This is a genomic window from Paraburkholderia sp. BR10923 (assembly GCF_040948765.1).
GTDB classification, from domain to species: domain Bacteria; phylum Pseudomonadota; class Gammaproteobacteria; order Burkholderiales; family Burkholderiaceae; genus Paraburkholderia; species Paraburkholderia youngii.
The window spans coordinates 1-16,283 of record NZ_JBFPKO010000001.1; the positions used below are offsets into that span (position 1 = coordinate 1).

The following is a 16,283-nucleotide window of genomic DNA, read 5'->3' on the forward strand; positions in this document are numbered from 1 at the left end:
GAAGGTCGCCGAGCCTCCGAAGCGCTCCGCCGGTGTGAAAGTGCCGGACGTGAAGACGCTGGTCGAGAAGCTGAAGACCGAAGCCAAGGTGCTGTGAGGAGACGCAAGAAATGACGAATCTGGTTAATCTGGTAGTAGCAGAACACGACAATGCATCGATCAAGGCCGCGACGCTGAATACGATCGCAGCGGCACAGAAGATCGGCGGTGAGATTCACGTGCTGGTCGCGGGGCATAACGCGCAGGCCGCGGCCGATGCCGCAGCGAAGATCGCCGGCGTCGCCAAGGTACTGCTCGCCGACGCGCCGCAACTCGAAGCGGGTCTCGCGGAAAACGTCGAAGCGACGGTGCTGACGCTTGTGCAAGATGCGGCCAGGAACTACACGCATATCCTCGCGCCGGCTACCGCGTACGGCAAGAATATCGCGCCGCGTATCGCCGCAAAGCTCGACGTCGCGCAGATCAGCGACATCACCGCGGTGGACAGCGCCGACACGTTCGAGCGTCCGATCTACGCGGGCAACGCCATTGCGGTCGTGCAATCGGCTGATCCGATCAAGGTCATCACCGTGCGCTCGACCGGTTTCGACGCCGTTGCAGCCGAAGGCGGCAGCGCAGCGGTCGAAAAGATCGAAGCCGCAGCCGACGCAGGCATCTCGCAGTTCGTGAGCCGCGAAGTGACGAAGCTCGATCGTCCGGAACTGACGAGCGCGAAGATCATCGTGTCCGGTGGCCGGGGTCTGGGCAACGGCGAGAACTACACGAAGGTGCTCGAGCCGTTGGCCGATAAGCTCGGCGCGGCACTGGGCGCATCGCGCGCAGCGGTCGACGCGGGCTTCGTGCCGAACGACTATCAGGTCGGCCAGACCGGCAAGATCGTCGCACCGCAACTGTACGTCGCGGTCGGCATCTCGGGTGCGATCCAGCACCTCGCGGGCATGAAGGACAGTAAGGTAATCGTCGCGATCAACAAGGACGAAGAAGCGCCGATCTTCAGCGTGGCCGACTACGGCCTCGTCGGTGATCTGTTCACCCTCGTACCGGAACTCGTGAAGGAACTCGGCTAAGCGCCGCGGCGGCTGAAACAGGCCGCCGAGAATAAGCGAAGGGCGCTGGACCGACCAAGTCCCGCGCCCTTTTTTCATATCAAGGGAGGAGAACCGAAATGAGCTATACGGCGCCCATCAAGGACATGCTGTTCGTGATGAAAGAACTGGCCGGACTCGAAGACATCGCGAAGCTGCCCGGCTTCGAAGACGCGAACCTCGATACGGCGCAGGCCGTGCTCGACGAGTCGGCGAAACTGTGCGGCGAAGTGCTCGCGCCGCTGAACGTCGACGGCGATCGCAACCCGAGCAGCTGGAAGGATGGGGTCGTCAGCGCGACGCCCGGTTTCAGGGACGCGTTCCGCCAGTTCGCCGAGGGCGGCTGGCAGGGTGTGCAGCACCCGCTCGACTACGAAGGACAGGGGTTGCCGAAGCTGATCGGGACGCCATGCGTCGAAATGCTCAACGCGTCGAATCTGTCGTTCGCGTTGTGTCCTTTGCTCACCGACGGCGCGATCGAAGCACTACTGACCGCCGGCAGCGAAGCGCAGAAAAAGACCTTCGTGCCGAAGCTGATTTCAGGCGAATGGACCGGCACGATGAACCTGACCGAGCCGCAGGCGGGCTCCGATCTCGCGCTGGTGCGCACGCGCGCCGAGCCGCAGGCCGACGGTTCGTTCAAGCTGTTCGGCACGAAGATTTTCATTACCTGGGGCGAGCACGACATGGCGAAGAACATCGTCCATCTCGTCCTTGCGCGCACGCCTAACGCGCCCGATGGTGTGAAGGGCATTTCGCTGTTCGTCGTGCCGAAGTTTCTCGTCAACGAGGACGGCTCGCTCGGTGAGCGCAACGATGTGCATTGCGTGTCGATCGAGCACAAGCTCGGCATCAAGGCGAGCCCGACCGCGGTGCTGCAGTTCGGCGATCACGGCGGCGCGATCGGTCAGTTGATCGGCGAAGAGAATCGCGGCCTCGAATACATGTTCATCATGATGAATGCCGCGCGTTTCGCGGTCGGCATGCAAGGCGTCGCGATTTCGGATCGCGCGTATCAGAAAGCGGTCGCGTATGCGAAGGAGCGCGTGCAGAGCCGTCCCGTGGATGGCTCCGCGAAGCAGTCGGTCGCGATCATCCAGCACCCGGACGTGCGCCGCATGCTGTCGACGATGCGCTGCCTCACCGAGGCGTCGCGCGCGCTCGCGTACGTCGCGGCCTCGCACTGCGATATCGCGCATCGTCATCCTGACGACGCGACGCGTGCCAAGCATCAGGCGATCTACGAATACCTGGTGCCGATCGTGAAGGGCTGGAGCACGGAATTGTCAATCGACGTGACGAGCCTCGGCGTGCAGGTGCATGGCGGCATGGGCTTCATCGAGGAAACCGGCGCCGCGCAGTACTACCGTGACGCGCGCATTCTGCCGATCTACGAAGGCACGACCGCGATCCAGGCCAACGACCTGATTGGTCGCAAGACGCTGCGCGACGGCGGCAAGGTCGCGAAGGAACTGCTTGCTGGTATCGCCGAAACGGTCGAAGCGTTCGGCGCGCAGCAGGGCGCGGCGTTCGCGTCGATGCGGACGCAACTCGCTGAGGGTCAGCGGGCGCTTGGCGCGGTCGTCGATTTCGTCGTCGCGAATGCGAAGGGCGATCCAAATGCGGTGTTCGCGGGCAGCGTACCCTATCTGAAGCTCGCGGGCATCGTGTTGGGCGGCTGGCAGATGGCGCGTGCGCAGCTTGCCGCGGCGGCGAGGCGCGACGAGAATCCCGCGTTTTATGACGCGAAGATTGCGACCGCGCGGTTTTACGCCGAGCATGTGCTGCCACAGGCGGCGGCGCTCGAAGTGGCGATCGTCAGCGCGAAGGGTGGCGAGGGCGTGCTGGCTTTGTCGGAAGATCAGTTCTGAGGTGCGTTGATGCCTGTCGCGATTGCGGCGGCACATTGAAAAGCAAACGGCGCCTCGCGAGGCGCCGTTTGTTTTTGCCGCTGCTGTTGGTTGCCGCGTGCGCTTGCGGCCAGGGCCGCGTCAGCGCACGCACTCGAACTCACGCATACGCCGGCCGATGTTCGCCCGCGGTCTCGCCGAGATAGCGATGCACCGACAGATCGTCCGCGCGGATCGCCGGTTGCTTGCCCGACATCAGGTCGGCGAGCAGTTGGCCTGAGCCGCACGACATCGTCCAGCCGAGCGTGCCGTGGCCGGTGTTCAGGAACAGGTTCGGCACCGGCGTGCGGCCGACGATCGGCGTGCTGTCCGGCGTCATCGGTCGCAGACCGGTCCAGAACGTCGCCTTCGACGTGTCGCCGCCGCCGGGGAACAGGTCGTTCACCGAAAGCTCGAGCGTCTTGCGGCGCGCCTCGCGCAGCGATTTGTCGAAGCCGACGACCTCAGCCATGCCGCCGACGCGAATCCGGTCATCGAAGCGCGTGATCGCGATCTTGTAGGTCTCGTCGAGCACTGTCGACACCGGCGCGGCAGCCGCGTCGACGATCGGCGCGGTGATCGAATAGCCCTTCAGCGGATAGACCGGAATCTTCACGATGCCGTCGAGGAAGCGCGTCGAGTACGAGCCGAGCGCGACCACGAACGAGTCCGCGCGCACCAGTTCGCCGCCGCACTGCACGCCGGCGATGCGGCCGCCTGCCATCGAGAGCGCGTCGATCGGCGTGTTGTAGCGGAACTTGACGCCCAGTTGCTCGGCGAGTGCCGCGAGGCGCGTCGTGAACATCTGGCAGTCGCCCGTTTCGTCGCCTGGCAGGCGCAGGCCGCCGGTGAGCTTGTGCGACACCGCGGCGAGCGCCGGTTCGGCCTTGCCGAGTTGGTCGGCGCTCAGCAGCTCGTACGGCACGTTGGCTTCCTGCAGCACGGCGATGTCTTTCGCGGCGCCGTCGAACTGCTGCTGCGTGCGAAATACCTGCAGCGTGCCACCGGTGCGGCCTTCGTACTGGATGCCGGTGTCGGCTCGCAGCGCCTGCAGGCAGTCGCGGCTGTATTCGGCGAGCCGCACCATGCGGCCCTTGTTCACCGCATAGCGCGGCGCCGTGCAGTTCTGCAGCATCTGCCACATCCATTGCAGCTGGAACGTAGTGCCGTCGAGGCGGATCGCGAGCGGCGCGTGCTTCTGGAACATCCACTTGACGGCCTTCAGCGGCACGCCCGGCGCGGCCCACGGCGACGCGTAGCCCGGCGAGATCTGGCCCGCGTTGGCAAAGCTGGTTTCGAGCGCCGGGCTGGCCTCGCGATCGATGACGGTCACTTCGTGACCGGCGCGTGCAAGGTAGTACGCGCTCGTTACACCGACGACGCCACTGCCCAAAACGACGACTCGCATAGCTGCTCCAGATGTCCAAAAATTGAGTGAGGGCAAGGCGCGTTTCGCTGGATTCGATCTGCTTCGATTCAACGAGCTGCAACGTGAGGTGAAATGCCGTCTGCCCAGTGTTAACCGCTATACTATTAACAGTGAAGCAGGTTTTGTTATCGTATTTTCATCATTTTCAGCAAAAACACTATGCGTACCCAGCGCCATCCCGTGCGGGCTCTCGATAAGCTCGATCACAAGATCCTGCGGCTGTTGCAGCAGGACGGCCGTATGGCGATGAAAGACCTGGCGGAACGGGTCGGTCTGTCGGTGACACCTTGCATCGAGCGCGTCAAGCGGATGGAGCGCGACGGCGTGATCACCGGCTACTACGCGCGCGTGAATCCGGCAGAACTGGGCGCGGCGCTGCTGGTGTTCGTCGAGATCACGCTCGATCACAAGAGCGGCAACATGTTCGACCAGTTCCGCCGCGAGGTGCAGAAGATCCCCGAGGTGCTCGAGTGCCACCTCGTGTCGGGCGATTTCGACTATCTGATCAAGGCGCGCATCGGCGAAATGGCCGACTACCGCAAGTTGCTCGGCGACATCCTGCTGCAGTTGCCGGGAGCGGTGCAGTCGAAGAGCTATGTGGTGATGGAGGAAATCAAGGAGACGCTGACGATCGCGGTGACCGACTAAAGTGCCTGATCGCTGGCGGGACTGGTCGCGCATCTCGCGGCACACGAAGTGCTCGACAAACGGCGCAAATACTGTATATTTATACAGGTGTTTTGCGCCGTTTTCTTTTGGCGCTTCGTGTTTGTGCTAGCTTTGCGTGGCCCGCCGTGGATGACCCCGACACCCCTGACATTCCCGAATTTCCGATCGCGCCGCCGGCGCCTCGCAAGGGGCGCGGTGCGGTCACGAACCTGCAAGGCCGCTACGAAGTCGACCAGCGCGAGGCCGTCGACGACGGCTGGCAGGCGGCCGACGAAGACTGCGAGCCGAAGCTCCTGCGCACGCAGGTGTTCGAGGAGCCCGCCAAAACCATCCTCACACGCAACGCGTCGCCGGACATTCCGTTCAATGTGTCGCTGAATCCGTATCGCGGTTGCGAGCACGGTTGCATCTATTGCTTCGCGCGGCCCACGCACAGTTACCTGGGGTTGTCGCCGGGGCTCGATTTCGAAAGCCGCATTTACGCGAAGATCAACGCGCCCGAACTGCTCGAGCGGGAACTGTCGAAGAAATCCTATGTGCCCGAGCCGATCGCGCTAGGCGTCGCGACCGACGCATGGCAGCCGGCCGAACGCGACTTGCGACTTACGCGTCGGGTGATCGAGGTGCTCAGCGAGCGCAATCACCCGTTCGGGGCGATCACCAAATCGTCGCTGATCGAGCGCGATATCGACCTGCTCGCGCCGATGGCGGAGCGCGGGCAATTCATGGCCGCGATCACGATCACCACGCTTGACGCCGACATCGCGCGCACGCTCGAACCGCGCGCGGCCACGCCGTCGCGCCGGCTGCGCACGATCCGTACGCTCAGCGAGGCGGGCATTCCGGTCGGCGTCAGCATCGCGCCGGTTATCCCGTTCGTCACCGAACCGGACATGGAGCGCGTGCTCGAAGCGTGCGCGGAAGCGGGCGCCAGCAACGCGAGCTATATCGTGCTGCGGTTGCCGTGGGAGGTCGCGCCGCTGTTCAAGGATTGGCTGAGCGCACATTTCCCGGATCGTGCCGAGCGCGTGATGAACCGTGTGCACGACATGCGGGGCGGCAAGGATTACGACTCGTCGTTCTCGACCCGCATGAAGGGAGAGGGGTTATGGGCGGATCTGCTCAAGCAGCGCTTTCACAAGGCCGCGCGCCGGTTGGGGCTGAGCGGGCGTGACCGCGGCATTCTCGACATGTCGCACTTCCGCCGGATCGAGTCGCCGCGCGCCGGGCAGGCGAGCGCACCGGCGCGTGACAATCCGCAATTGAGGCTCTTCTAGCGCGCAGGAATGCCTGCTGGTCCCGCGACGGGTGTTACTGCGAAATCGCTTTGGCCGCTTCGACCTGGCTTTCGAAGTAGGTCTGGAACGCGAGCGCGAGACCGGTCATCAGCAGAAACGCACCGATGAGCAGCGAAAAGATCACGACGAAAATGACCGTCCAGCCCGAGCGGCTTTTGCGTTGCGTGTGGGCGTTGAATTGCGCATCCCATTTCTGATCCGGACGCAGCCCGTAGACGAGCGCGGCCAGAAACGCAGCGAACAGTGAAACCGCACCGATCGACGCAAGCACCCAGCCGAGGATCGACGCGCGCTCGGTCGCGATCAGCAGCATCACGCCGGGAATGCCGATCAGCGTGCCGAGCAGATGCGTCCAGCCGAAGATGTCCCGGATGCCATACAGATAGAAGCGGTGGGCGCCGAGGCTGCCGAACAGGAACGCCAGCGCGGCGGTGAGCGTCTTGGATCTGAAGCGCGGGGAGGTCAAGGCAACGGTGGACATGAACGCGTGGGCAGAGTGACAGGCGGTCGAAAGGAGCGGTGTGCCGCAGGGCGCGGGCCGATGCGCATTCTACGCCTGCGGCGGGCGGGTGATTACGTTGAGGGCGAGCGCCCGCGCTGAAAGCGGGGCGGCGGTACGCGCCGCAACTGGCTGAAGACCAGTGCAGCCGCTCAACCGGACATGCATGCATCCGCGCTCTACGGCGCCGAATACGTGACGCGATAGATCGCGCCGGCGGTATCGTCGCTGATCAGTAGCGAACCGTCCGGCAGCGGCAGCACGTCGGCGGGACGGCCCCACACCGATTCGCCGGGTTGCAGCCAGCCTTCGGCAAAGACTTGCTGGCGTGCGTGGCTGCCGTCAGGGTCGGTGATCACGCGCACCACGCGGTAGCCTACCTTCTTGCTGCGGTTCCACGAGCCGTGCTCGGCGATGAAGATATTGTTGCGGTAGTCGGGCGGAAACATCGGGCCGTCGTAGAAGCGCATGCCAAGCGCCGCCACGTGCGCGCCAAGCTTGACCACGGGCGGCGTGAAGTCGCTGCACGGATGATCCTTGCCGAACTCGGGGTCGGGCGTGTCGCCGCCGTGACAGTACGGAAAGCCGAAGTTCATGCCGACTCGTGACGCGCGGCTGAGCTTGTCGCTCGGAATGTCGTCGCCGAGCAAGTCGCGACCGTTGTCGGTGAACCACAGTTCGTGGGTGATCGGATGCCACGCGAAGCCAACCGAATTTCGGATGCCGCGCGCGACGACCTCGTAGTGGCTACCGTCCGGGTCCATGCGGCCAATCAGCGCAAAGCGGTCCGGATCTCTCTGGCAAATGTTGCACGGCGCGCCTTGCGGCACGTACAGCTTGCCATCCGGGCCGAACGCGATGAATTTCCAGCCGTGATGCGTGTCCGTCGGCAGCTTGTCGGTGACGACGACCGGTTTCGGCGGATCGTTCAGGTGCGAGTCGATCGCATCGAAGCGCACGATTTTCGACACGGCCGACACGTACAGCGCGCCATCGCGCCACGCGACACCGGCGGGCATCTGCAGCCCGGACGCGATCACGTGGTGGCCCGTCACCCGGCCGTTCCGCAGTTCGAGCGCATAGACGTGCCCATCGTTGCTGCCCACGTACAGAATGCCCTTGGGCGATAACGTCATCGCGCGTGCGCTCGGCACCTCGTCCGACAACACCTCGATGTGAAAGCCCGGCGGCAGTTTAATTTTTTCGATGGGTAGCGCGGCGTTTGCCGTCAACGCCTGCGCGGCGACCAACGTGGCCGCCGCCACGCGTAGGATCCGGCTGCGCGGGGTGCGCGAAAGTCCAGCAAAGCGCACGAAAAAAGCAAAAAAGGCGAATGGAAACAGGAGGTTCAGTTGGCGTTGCACACGCGCTCCTTCAGGTAATTCGGGCGTTTGAGCGGGTTCTCGCACCTCTTGTGGAAGGCCGGTGCGGCGCGGTTCCTCAGTTTATCCCGGTAAGTGTTTGTTATGGCGTCGGTTTCCCGCTATAATCGCGTGTTTCAGTCGTTCCGAACCCCGGTTTTCAAGGATTCTAGTATGGTCATCATCCGCTTGGCTCGTGGCGGCTCCAAGAAGCGCCCGTTCTACAACATCGTCGCCACCGACTCGCGCAGCCGTCGTGACGGCCGCTTCATCGAGCGCGTCGGTTTCTACAACCCGGTCGCTACGAAGGGCGAGTCCCTGCGTATCGCTCAGGATCGCCTGACGTACTGGCAAGGTGTTGGCGCGCAGCTGTCGCCGACCGTCGAGCGTCTCGTGAAGGAAGCCCAAAAGGCACAGCCGGCTGCTTGATATGGCAGCCCGCGGGCGTATCGTCGTCGGTGCGGCCGGCGGCTCGCGCAACTCGCGTGAGCAGTCCGATACGCAATTTGTGTTACTGAAGCAGACGCCAAAGCCTGCTGCGAAGTGGTTGTCGAGGTTATTCGATGTCTGAGCGTGATTCCGGCAGTTCTGGTAGCGCCAAGGCAGCTTCGCGCGCAAAGGCGTCTGGTCAGGCGTCGTTCGGCGCATTCGTCCGCAAGCCGGTCGAACGAACCGACGGCAAGGTGAAAGAGGCGCAGGCCAAGGTAGCGAACGCTGGTTCCGAAGCTGCAGAAATGCGCATCGAAACGGCGGCGAGCTGGCCGGCCGATGCGGTCGAAGTCGGCGCAATCGTCGACGCGTATGGTCTCAAAGGCTGGGTCAAGGTGGCCGCGCATGCGGATGCCGGGCAGGGCGGCGACGCCTTGCTGAGCGCGAAGCGCTGGTGGCTGCTGAAAGGCCAGGAGCGCAAATCGGCGCCGACCTTGCAGGCCAAAACGCATAGCGACAGCGTGGTCGCCCGTCTGGGTGGCATCGCTGACCGCGATGTGGCGCTGGCTTTGCGCGGCTCTCGCGTGTACATCAGCCGTAGCGAATTTCCGGCGCTCGAAGCCGACGAATTCTACTGGGTCGATCTGATCGGCCTGGATGTGGTGAATCTCGCTGGGCTCGGCCTCGGCAAGGTCGCCAGCATGATCGACAACGGCGCGCAGTCGGTGCTGCGCATCGAATACCCGGCTACCGATAAAAGCGGCAAGCCGATCGCAGGCGAGCGTTTGATTCCGTTCGTCGGCGTCTTTGTCAAAACGGTGGACCAGACGGCCAAGCAGATCGTCGTCGACTGGGAAGCTGACTATTGAAATCTATCGTTGAGTGGGGAGAGCGATGCAGTTCGATGTCGTGACGCTCTTTCCAGAAATGTTCCGCGCGCTGACTGACTGGGGTATCACCAGCCGGGCCGCGAAACAGCAGCGTTATGGGTTGCGTACGTGGAATCCGCGCGATTTCACGACCGACAACTACCGCACCATCGACGATCGCCCGTACGGCGGAGGCCCCGGCATGGTCATGCTGGCTCGGCCGCTCGAAGATGCGATCAGTGCCGCGAAGGCGGCGCAGGCGGAGCAGGGCATCGGCGCGTCGCGCGTCGTGATGATGTCGCCGCAAGGCGCCACGTTAAATCACGAGCGCGTGATGAAGTTCGCGGCCGAACCCGGTCTGATCCTGTTGTGCGGGCGTTACGAAGCGATCGACCAGCGTCTGCTCGACCGTGTCGTCGACGAGGAAGTTAGCCTTGGCGACTTCGTGCTGTCGGGCGGCGAGCTGCCCGCGATGGCATTGATGGATGCGGTCGTGCGTCAGTTGCCCGGCGTGCTGAACGACTCGCAGTCGGCGGTGCAGGATAGTTTCGTCGACGTGCTGCTCGATTGTCCGCACTACACACGTCCCGAGGAATACGAGGGCGTGCGGGTGCCCGATGTGCTGCTCGGCGGCCATCATGCGGAAATCGAAGCGTGGCGGCGGCGCGAAGCACTGCGCAACACGTTGAACAAACGGCCCGATCTGATCGTGAAGGCCAGAAAGAACAGAATGCTGAGCCGTGCCGACGAGGCGTGGCTCGCAAGTCTCGCGAAGGAAGAGCCGAAGGCCTGAGGCTCCGGTCTTTCGAGCGGACAAAAGGCGGTGCCGTATATGCGTGTGCGGTGCCAGATGTGAACCCATCCTCTATCGGGGCCGTAGCCCAACGCAGTAAGCGTGGGCAGGTACGAACGCCGACAAGATGGATCTAGGAGTCAGTGATGAATCTGATTGCAAAACTCGAGCAGGAAGAAATCGCGCGCGTTCTCGGCGAAAAGACCATTCCGGATTTTGGTCCGGGCGATACGGTCATCGTCAGCGTGAACGTGGTTGAAGGCACGCGTAAGCGTGTGCAGGCTTACGAAGGCGTCGTGATCGCCAAGCGTAACCGTGGTCTGAATTCGTCGTTCATCGTCCGCAAGATTTCGTCGGGCGAAGGCGTCGAGCGTACTTTCCAGACGTATTCGCCGCTGCTGGCAAGCATCGTCGTCAAGCGTCGCGGCGATGTGCGTCGTGCGAAGCTGTACTATCTGCGCGAGCGTTCGGGCAAGTCGGCTCGAATCAAGGAAAAGCTGGTCTCGAAGGACCGCGCTCCTTCCGAAGCGTAAATGCTGTAAGAAAAAGCACCCCTCGCGGGTGCTTTTTTGTTGGCCAGGTCAAAATAGCAGCATGTCCCCGCTCATCAGAGAGACCCGTTGATCCGCCCCGTCTTTGAGCCCGAAACTCTGCCTGTCATCGCGACGGGCGCCGATCTGCCACCGGTCACGGGCGAGCGTCTGACGCCCGATGCACTGCGGGCGCGCTTCGAACGGCAACTTGCCTGGACCCCTGAAAAAATTGCCGATGCGCCGTGGCGCAACACCGACCTCGACCCACGCGTGGCCGCGGTGCTGGTGCCGCTCGTCGTGCGTGCGCGAGGCCTTACCGTGTTGCTCACGCAGCGCGCGGACCATCTGAGCGATCACGCCGGCCAGGTGAGTTTCCCCGGCGGCCGCCAGGAACCGTTCGACGCCAATGCGACCGCCACGGCGCTGCGCGAAGCGCGCGAAGAGGTGGGTCTCGACGCGTCGCGCGTCGAAGTTCTCGGCGCGTTGCCCGACTATCTGACTGGCACCGGCTTTCGCGTGTCGCCGATCATCGCTCTCGTGCATCCGCCGTTCTCGCTGGAGATCGATCCGCTCGAAGTCGCCGAGGTTTTCGAAGTGCCGCTCGCGTTCCTGATGGACCCGTCCAACCACGAAGAGCGGCTGTTCCGCTACGAGGGCGGGGAGCGCCGCTTCTTCGCGATGCCGTATCCGCGCGGCGAATTGACGGTCGCTCCGGAAGCCGCCGAGCAGCACGGCGGGCAACACGCGCAGACGGCCACGCCAGCGGCCGTGCAAAGCGGCCATCATTTCATCTGGGGCGCGACGGCCGCGATGCTGCGCAACCTGTATCGGTTCCTCGCCGCGTGAGAGATATGACTCGCATCGACGCGCCGACGATGCGAGTTGCGCGAACGACGCACTTGTTGGCGCTTTGTCAGCGTCCGCGTTCAGACTCATCCGACCCTGTGCTATCGTTATAAAACAATCGTAAAAACTTAAAAAGCACGGCGCATCGCATGACTTTTTTCTCCGTATTGCTGGCTCTGATCATTGAACAGGTACGCGCGCTATCGCCGAACAATCCGGTGTCTGCGTTGCTTCAATACCATGCGGAGTCGGCGGCGCACGGATTCGATGCTGGCAAGCAACGTCACGGTCTGCTCGCGTGGCTCGTCGTGGTGCTACCCTGGACGCTCGCAGTCGCGCTCGTCTATTACGTGCTGTATCACATTCACTTCATGCTCGCGTTCCTGTGGAACGTCGTGGTGCTGTACTTCACGCTCGGCTTCCGGCAGTTCAGCCACTACTTCACCGACATCCATCTCGCGTTGAACAACGACGACGTGCCACGCGCGCGCGAAATCCTCAACGAATGGACCGGGCTCGAGACAGTCGACATGCCGGTCAGCGAGATCGTGCGTCACACGTTGATTCACGCGGTGGTCGCGTCGCATCGCCACGTGTTCGGCGTGTTCTTCTGGTTCCTGATTCCGGTCGGCCCTGCCGGCGCGGTGCTGTACCGTTGCGCGGAATATCTGGCGCGCGCATGGGCGCGGCCGGCCGACGACCGCACCGTCGCGTTTTCGAGCTTCGCGCAGCGCGCGTTCTTCGTGATCGACTGGGTGCCGGCGCGGCTCACGTCGCTGGGCTTTGCGATCGTCGGCAATTTCGAGGATGCGATTTACGCGTGGCGCAATCATGCGCGGCAATGGCCCGATACGAACGACGGCGTGTTGCTCGCCGCGGGCAGCGGGGCGCTCGGCGCGCGCCTGGCTGGGCCACTCGCGGAGCCGTCGAGCCTCGACGCGCTCGCCACCGGCGACGGCGGTCCGATGCAGGTCGGCGACGACTGCACGCCGCGCACGCTGCAATCGGCGGTGGGGCTCGTGTGGCGCGCGGTCGTGTTGTGGATGATCCTGCTGTTGATGTTGACCATCGCGGTGTGGCTCGCCTGAAGCAGCCACGCGCGCGCAGCACAAGAGAAAGCCGGGCGTTGCCCGGCTTTTTCAATTCCTGACGACGCTTCACCCCTTCAAAGGATCGCGCACAGTCCCGCATTGCCAGCACACGGTGAACTGCGCCTCGAGCATCTCGCCGCACTGCTGACATTGCCATAGAGGCGCGCCCGGTGCCGGTCCTCGCGACGCCGCTTCGATCAGCCGCCGCGCGACCGCCTCATCGCGTTCATCGACGAGCCACAGCTCCGGCGCGCATTGATCGGCCGGAATCTCGCCGAGCGCGCCGTTCAGATAGCGGTTATGCAGCTCGCAGGCGATGCCCGCGGTCTCCAGCACGTTGACCCAATGCTGTCCGATGATCAGGTTCGGCGCGCGCATCAGTTTCATGTCAGCGGATGATCTGGCTCGCCTCGTGCACGAGTTGCGCATAAAGCGCATGCCGTTCGCGGCGGATGCGGCCGTCGGCGACCGCTTCGAGGATCGCGCAGCCAGGCTCGTGCAGATGATGGCAGTTATAGAAACGGCAGTTCGGCAGCAGCGGCCGGAACTCGGGGAACGCGCGTTCGAGCCGGCCTTCGGTCAGATGGTGCAGGCCGAATTCCTGGAAGCCCGGCGAGTCGATCAGCGCGCCGGCCGCGCCGTTGACGTGATTCAAATCGGCCGTACCCTCCGACTGAGGCAGCGGATAAAGACGCGTGAACGTCGTCGTATGGCGCCCACTGTTCAACGCGGTCGAGATCTCGCGCGTCGCCACTTCGGCATCGGGAATCAGCAGGTTCACCAGCGTCGATTTGCCCATGCCGGACTGACCGAGCAGCAGTGTCGCGTGACCGTGCAGATGTTCGGTCAGCGTGGCGCGTGCCGCCTCGGGCTGCATGCGGATCGACACTTCGAGCACCGGATAGCCGAGCGCGCGATACGGCTCGAGCCGCTTGCGCGCGCCATCCAGAGCAGCGGTGACGTCGATCTTGTTCAGCACGATCAGCGGCTTCAGTTCGTTCGCCTCGGCGGCGACGAGCGCGCGGCCGAGCAGATCCTCGCTGAAATGCGGCTCGGTCGCGAGCACGATCAGCAGTTGGTCGAGGTTCGCGGCGAACAGCTTCGACTTGTACTGGTCCGAGCGATACAGCAGATTGCGCCGCTCGCCGATTTCGACGATCACGCCTTGATCCGCCGAAGTCGGCTCGTAGACCACGCGATCGCCGACCGCGACCTCGCTGCGCTTGCCGCGTGGGAAACACTGTAGCAGCGCGCCGCCGTCTTCAGGGGCGACCAGATAGTGGCGGCCGTGCGCGGCCACCACGAGCCCGCCCGTGCGCGCGCCGTGCATGCCGGACCCGGCGCCGCGCGCCGCTTTCTTGGGAGCGCGGCCGCTCATGCGTGCTGCAACAGTCGGTCGATCCGCTGCGAGGCCGGCGGATGCGAGTAGTAGAACGCGGTGTAGAGCGGATCGGGCGTCAATGTCGACGCGTTGTCCTCGTACAGCTTGACGAGCGCGTTGATCAGATCGTGCGCGTCGGTTTGCGACGCGGCGAACGCGTCGGCTTCGAACTCGTGCTTGCGCGAGCTGAGGCTGCCGAGCGGCGTGACGAAGAACATGAACACCGGCAGCGCGAGGAAGAACAGCACGAGCGCGAGTCCGCTGTTGCCGCCAATGAGCGACGGCCGCACGCCGAGCCCTTCGTAGAACCATACGCATTGCGTCAGCCAGCCGAGCAGCGCGAGCATCGCGAGGCTGATCGCGAACGTGACGAGCATGCGCTTCATCACGTGACGGCGCTTGAAGTGGCCGAGCTCGTGCGCGAGCACCGCTTCGATCTCGCGGCCCGACAGGCGCGCAAGCAGTGTGTCGAAAAACACGATGCGCTTGCTCGCGCCGAAGCCGGTGAAGTACGCGTTGCCGTGCGCCGAGCGGCGGCTGCCGTCCATCACGAACAGACCCTTCGCGGCGAAGCCGCAGCGCTTCATCAGCGCCTCGATGCGGGTCACGAGCGCTTCATCCTTCAGCGGCTCGAACTTGTTGAAGAGCGGCGCGATGAAGGTCGGGAAAATCAGCAGGCCGAACATCTGGAACGCGACCCACACGACCCATGCCCACAGCCACCACAGGTTGCCCGCGCGGTTCATCAGCCACAGCACGACAAACAACAGCGGCAAGCCGAACGCGATACCGAGCAGCGCGCCCTTCAGACGGTCGAAGAAGAACAGGCTTTTGCTCATGCGATTGAAGCCGAAGCGTTGCTCGACGACGAACTGCCGGTAGTAGTCGAACGGCAGGTCGATCGCGCTCGTGATCGCGATCACAGCGGCAACCAGCGCAATCTGACCGGCATAGCCGCGGCCGAGCCAGTCGGAGATCGCGAGATCGAGCATCTGCACGCCGCCGAGCAGCGTGAGCCAGATCAGCACGGCCGCGCCGACGACGATCTCGACCATCGCGAGCCGCGTGCGCTCGACGGTGTAGTCGGCTGCGCGCTGATGCGCGGTGAGCGCGATGGTGTTCACGAACTGGCTGGGCACCTGTTCGCGATGCGCGACGACGAAGCGGATCTGCCGCGACGCGAGCCAGAGTTTGATGCCGACCATCGCGACGACGGCGACGATGAAGAGGGCGGTGAAGTACAGGGTAGGCATCCGAGGATTCCGTGGTATCTATGCGAGAATTATATGTTTCTTCCCGCCTCAGGGCGGAGATACGGTTTAACGCGGCGGTTTGACGCATTAGCTCCGGGCAGCAGTTCAAGGCGGCGCTTCAGCGCAGCCGGCCCGGCTCGAACCGCGCGAATCCATTTCAAACGAACACATGCCGCGCCGCACGGGCTTGCAGCGAAGCCCGCGGCGCGGCCCTCAGGGTTGCCTTCATGACTGACATCCTCGCATCCACCGAACAGCCGCCGCTCGTGCGCAGCGACATGAATCTCGTCTGGCTGGACATGGAAATGACCGGGCTCGAGCCCGACACCGACCGCATCATCGAGATCGCGGTGGTGGTGACGAATTCGACGCTCGACAGGATGGTCGAAGGTCCGGTGCTCGCGATTCATCAGAGCGATGAGACGCTCGCGAAGATGGACGAGTGGAACCAGAACACGCATGGCCGCTCGGGGCTGATCGATCGGGTGAAGGCCTCGACGGTCAGCGAGGCCGACGCAACCGCGCAGATCCGCGAATTCCTCGGCCAGTACGTGCCGCCCGGCAAGTCGCCGATGTGCGGCAACTCGATCTGCCAGGACCGCCGCTTCATGGCGCGCTGGATGCCGGATCTGGAGAGCTTCTTCCACTACCGCAACCTCGACGTGAGCACGCTGAAGGAGCTGTGCCGGCGCTGGCAGCCGGTCATCTACAAGGGCTTCCAGAAGCGCGCGATGCACACCGCGCTGGCCGATATTCACGAGTCGATCGACGAACTGAAGTACTACCGCGAGCATTTCCTCGTGCCGTCGGCGCCCGACGCCGCCGCGAGCGCCAAATAAAGCGCGGGCCTGCACCTGC

General features: G+C 63.8%; 17 protein-coding genes and 1 pseudogene. 12 read left to right on the plus strand and 6 right to left on the minus strand.

Going from position 1 to position 16,283, the window contains the following annotated elements; genetic code table 11:
- The 3 genes and pseudogenes from AB3X94_RS00005 to AB3X94_RS00015 all read left to right on the plus strand — a co-directional run.
- A pseudogene (locus AB3X94_RS00005) lies at positions 1-97 on the plus strand (electron transfer flavoprotein subunit beta/FixA family protein); the annotation flags it as partial.
- A 22-nt stretch (positions 98-119) separates the two neighbouring features.
- Positions 120-1,067: an electron transfer flavoprotein subunit alpha/FixB family protein gene (locus AB3X94_RS00010; RefSeq protein ID WP_368610771.1), complete on the plus strand. Its 948-nt coding sequence runs from the start codon at positions 120-122 to the stop codon at positions 1,065-1,067.
- 98 nt (positions 1,068-1,165) lie between these two features.
- Positions 1,166-2,956, plus strand: coding sequence for an acyl-CoA dehydrogenase (locus AB3X94_RS00015; RefSeq protein ID WP_368610524.1), 1,791 nt, complete (start codon positions 1,166-1,168; stop codon positions 2,954-2,956).
- A gap of 139 nt (positions 2,957-3,095) precedes the next feature.
- On the opposite strand, the gene AB3X94_RS00020 is transcribed toward AB3X94_RS00015, so the two are convergent.
- Complete coding sequence (locus AB3X94_RS00020; protein WP_368610525.1) at positions 3,096-4,382, minus strand: D-amino acid dehydrogenase; 1,287 nt, start codon at positions 4,380-4,382, stop codon at positions 3,096-3,098.
- Positions 4,383-4,562: 180 nt separating this feature from the next.
- Here AB3X94_RS00020 and AB3X94_RS00025 point away from each other — a divergent pair, with 180 nt between their 5' ends.
- Together AB3X94_RS00025 and AB3X94_RS00030 are read left to right on the plus strand one after the other, a co-directional pair.
- The gene (locus AB3X94_RS00025) at positions 4,563-5,051 is read left to right on the plus strand and encodes an Lrp/AsnC ligand binding domain-containing protein (protein WP_013090122.1); all 489 of its coding nucleotides are present in this window, start codon (positions 4,563-4,565) and stop codon (positions 5,049-5,051) included.
- Positions 5,052-5,197: 146 nt separating this feature from the next.
- Positions 5,198-6,349 (plus strand): PA0069 family radical SAM protein, encoded by a 1,152-nt coding sequence (locus AB3X94_RS00030; RefSeq protein WP_368610526.1) that lies wholly within the window; start codon positions 5,198-5,200, stop codon positions 6,347-6,349.
- Between the two features lie 34 nt (positions 6,350-6,383).
- Here the strand turns inward: AB3X94_RS00030 and AB3X94_RS00035 are convergent, their stop codons facing one another.
- Positions 6,384-6,851, minus strand: a complete 468-nt coding sequence (locus tag AB3X94_RS00035; RefSeq protein ID WP_176105401.1) for an NINE protein — start codon at positions 6,849-6,851, stop codon at positions 6,384-6,386.
- Positions 6,852-7,048: 197 nt separating this feature from the next.
- Positions 7,049-8,233: a sorbosone dehydrogenase family protein gene (locus AB3X94_RS00040; RefSeq protein WP_368610527.1), complete on the minus strand. Its 1,185-nt coding sequence runs from the start codon at positions 8,231-8,233 to the stop codon at positions 7,049-7,051.
- Between the two features lie 171 nt (positions 8,234-8,404).
- On the opposite strand from AB3X94_RS00040, the gene rpsP reads away from it, so the two are divergent.
- The 6 genes from rpsP (at position 8,405) to AB3X94_RS00070 (ending at position 12,788) form a co-directional block, all read left to right on the plus strand.
- Complete coding sequence (gene rpsP / locus AB3X94_RS00045) at positions 8,405-8,659, plus strand: 30S ribosomal protein S16 (RefSeq protein ID WP_013090118.1); 255 nt, start codon at positions 8,405-8,407, stop codon at positions 8,657-8,659.
- Between the two features lie 134 nt (positions 8,660-8,793).
- Positions 8,794-9,528: a ribosome maturation factor RimM gene (gene rimM / locus AB3X94_RS00050; RefSeq protein WP_368610528.1), complete on the plus strand. Its 735-nt coding sequence runs from the start codon at positions 8,794-8,796 to the stop codon at positions 9,526-9,528.
- Between the two features lie 25 nt (positions 9,529-9,553).
- Positions 9,554-10,321: a tRNA (guanosine(37)-N1)-methyltransferase TrmD gene (trmD, locus tag AB3X94_RS00055; protein WP_176105404.1), complete on the plus strand. Its 768-nt coding sequence runs from the start codon at positions 9,554-9,556 to the stop codon at positions 10,319-10,321.
- A gap of 146 nt (positions 10,322-10,467) precedes the next feature.
- The gene (gene rplS, locus AB3X94_RS00060) at positions 10,468-10,854 is read left to right on the plus strand and encodes a 50S ribosomal protein L19 (protein WP_176105405.1); all 387 of its coding nucleotides are present in this window, start codon (positions 10,468-10,470) and stop codon (positions 10,852-10,854) included.
- 87 nt (positions 10,855-10,941) lie between these two features.
- Positions 10,942-11,700 (plus strand): CoA pyrophosphatase, encoded by a 759-nt coding sequence (locus AB3X94_RS00065; RefSeq protein WP_176105406.1) that lies wholly within the window; start codon positions 10,942-10,944, stop codon positions 11,698-11,700.
- Between the two features lie 149 nt (positions 11,701-11,849).
- The gene (locus tag AB3X94_RS00070) at positions 11,850-12,788 is read left to right on the plus strand and encodes a CobD/CbiB family protein (RefSeq protein WP_176105407.1); all 939 of its coding nucleotides are present in this window, start codon (positions 11,850-11,852) and stop codon (positions 12,786-12,788) included.
- A 69-nt stretch (positions 12,789-12,857) separates the two neighbouring features.
- Here AB3X94_RS00070 and AB3X94_RS00075 read toward each other — a convergent pair whose 3' ends face one another.
- From AB3X94_RS00075 to AB3X94_RS00085, 3 genes are read right to left on the minus strand one after another with little or no spacing between them, the layout of a single operon-like run.
- Positions 12,858-13,178, minus strand: a complete 321-nt coding sequence (locus tag AB3X94_RS00075) for a DUF2007 domain-containing protein (protein WP_176124218.1) — start codon at positions 13,176-13,178, stop codon at positions 12,858-12,860.
- A 1-nt stretch (position 13,179) separates the two neighbouring features.
- Positions 13,180-14,169 (minus strand): ribosome small subunit-dependent GTPase A, encoded by a 990-nt coding sequence (rsgA, locus tag AB3X94_RS00080; protein WP_176105409.1) that lies wholly within the window; start codon positions 14,167-14,169, stop codon positions 13,180-13,182.
- Positions 14,166-15,425, minus strand: coding sequence for a M48 family metallopeptidase (locus tag AB3X94_RS00085; RefSeq protein ID WP_176105410.1), 1,260 nt, complete (start codon positions 15,423-15,425; stop codon positions 14,166-14,168). Before AB3X94_RS00085 ends, rsgA begins: the two co-directional genes overlap by 4 nt.
- Before the next feature lie 227 nt (positions 15,426-15,652).
- Here AB3X94_RS00085 and orn point away from each other — a divergent pair, with 227 nt between their 5' ends.
- Positions 15,653-16,264 (plus strand): oligoribonuclease, encoded by a 612-nt coding sequence (gene orn, locus AB3X94_RS00090; RefSeq protein ID WP_152853925.1) that lies wholly within the window; start codon positions 15,653-15,655, stop codon positions 16,262-16,264.
- The last annotated feature ends 19 nt before the right edge of the window (positions 16,265-16,283 follow it).

Bases quoted from the DNA above. Each gene is read 5' to 3' on its own strand.
- rpsP (WP_013090118.1), top strand. From the start codon at position 8,405: ATGGTCATCATCCGCTTGGCTCGTGGCGGCTCCAAGAAGCGCCCGTTC.
- AB3X94_RS00070 (WP_176105407.1), top strand. From the start codon at position 11,850: ATGACTTTTTTCTCCGTATTGCTGGCTCTGATCATTGAACAGGTACGC.
- rplS (WP_176105405.1), top strand. From the start codon at position 10,468: ATGAATCTGATTGCAAAACTCGAGCAGGAAGAAATCGCGCGCGTTCTC.
- AB3X94_RS00035 (WP_176105401.1), bottom strand. From the start codon at position 6,851: ATGTCCACCGTTGCCTTGACCTCCCCGCGCTTCAGATCCAAGACGCTC.
- AB3X94_RS00020 (WP_368610525.1), bottom strand. From the start codon at position 4,382: ATGCGAGTCGTCGTTTTGGGCAGTGGCGTCGTCGGTGTAACGAGCGCG.
- orn (WP_152853925.1), top strand. From the start codon at position 15,653: ATGACTGACATCCTCGCATCCACCGAACAGCCGCCGCTCGTGCGCAGC.
- trmD (WP_176105404.1), top strand. From the start codon at position 9,554: ATGCAGTTCGATGTCGTGACGCTCTTTCCAGAAATGTTCCGCGCGCTG.
- AB3X94_RS00085 (WP_176105410.1), bottom strand. From the start codon at position 15,425: ATGCCTACCCTGTACTTCACCGCCCTCTTCATCGTCGCCGTCGTCGCG.
- AB3X94_RS00025 (WP_013090122.1), top strand. From the start codon at position 4,563: ATGCGTACCCAGCGCCATCCCGTGCGGGCTCTCGATAAGCTCGATCAC.
- rsgA (WP_176105409.1), bottom strand. From the start codon at position 14,169: ATGAGCGGCCGCGCTCCCAAGAAAGCGGCGCGCGGCGCCGGGTCCGGC.
- AB3X94_RS00075 (WP_176124218.1), bottom strand. From the start codon at position 13,178: ATGAAACTGATGCGCGCGCCGAACCTGATCATCGGACAGCATTGGGTC.
- rimM (WP_368610528.1), top strand. From the start codon at position 8,794: ATGTCTGAGCGTGATTCCGGCAGTTCTGGTAGCGCCAAGGCAGCTTCG.
- AB3X94_RS00015 (WP_368610524.1), top strand. From the start codon at position 1,166: ATGAGCTATACGGCGCCCATCAAGGACATGCTGTTCGTGATGAAAGAA.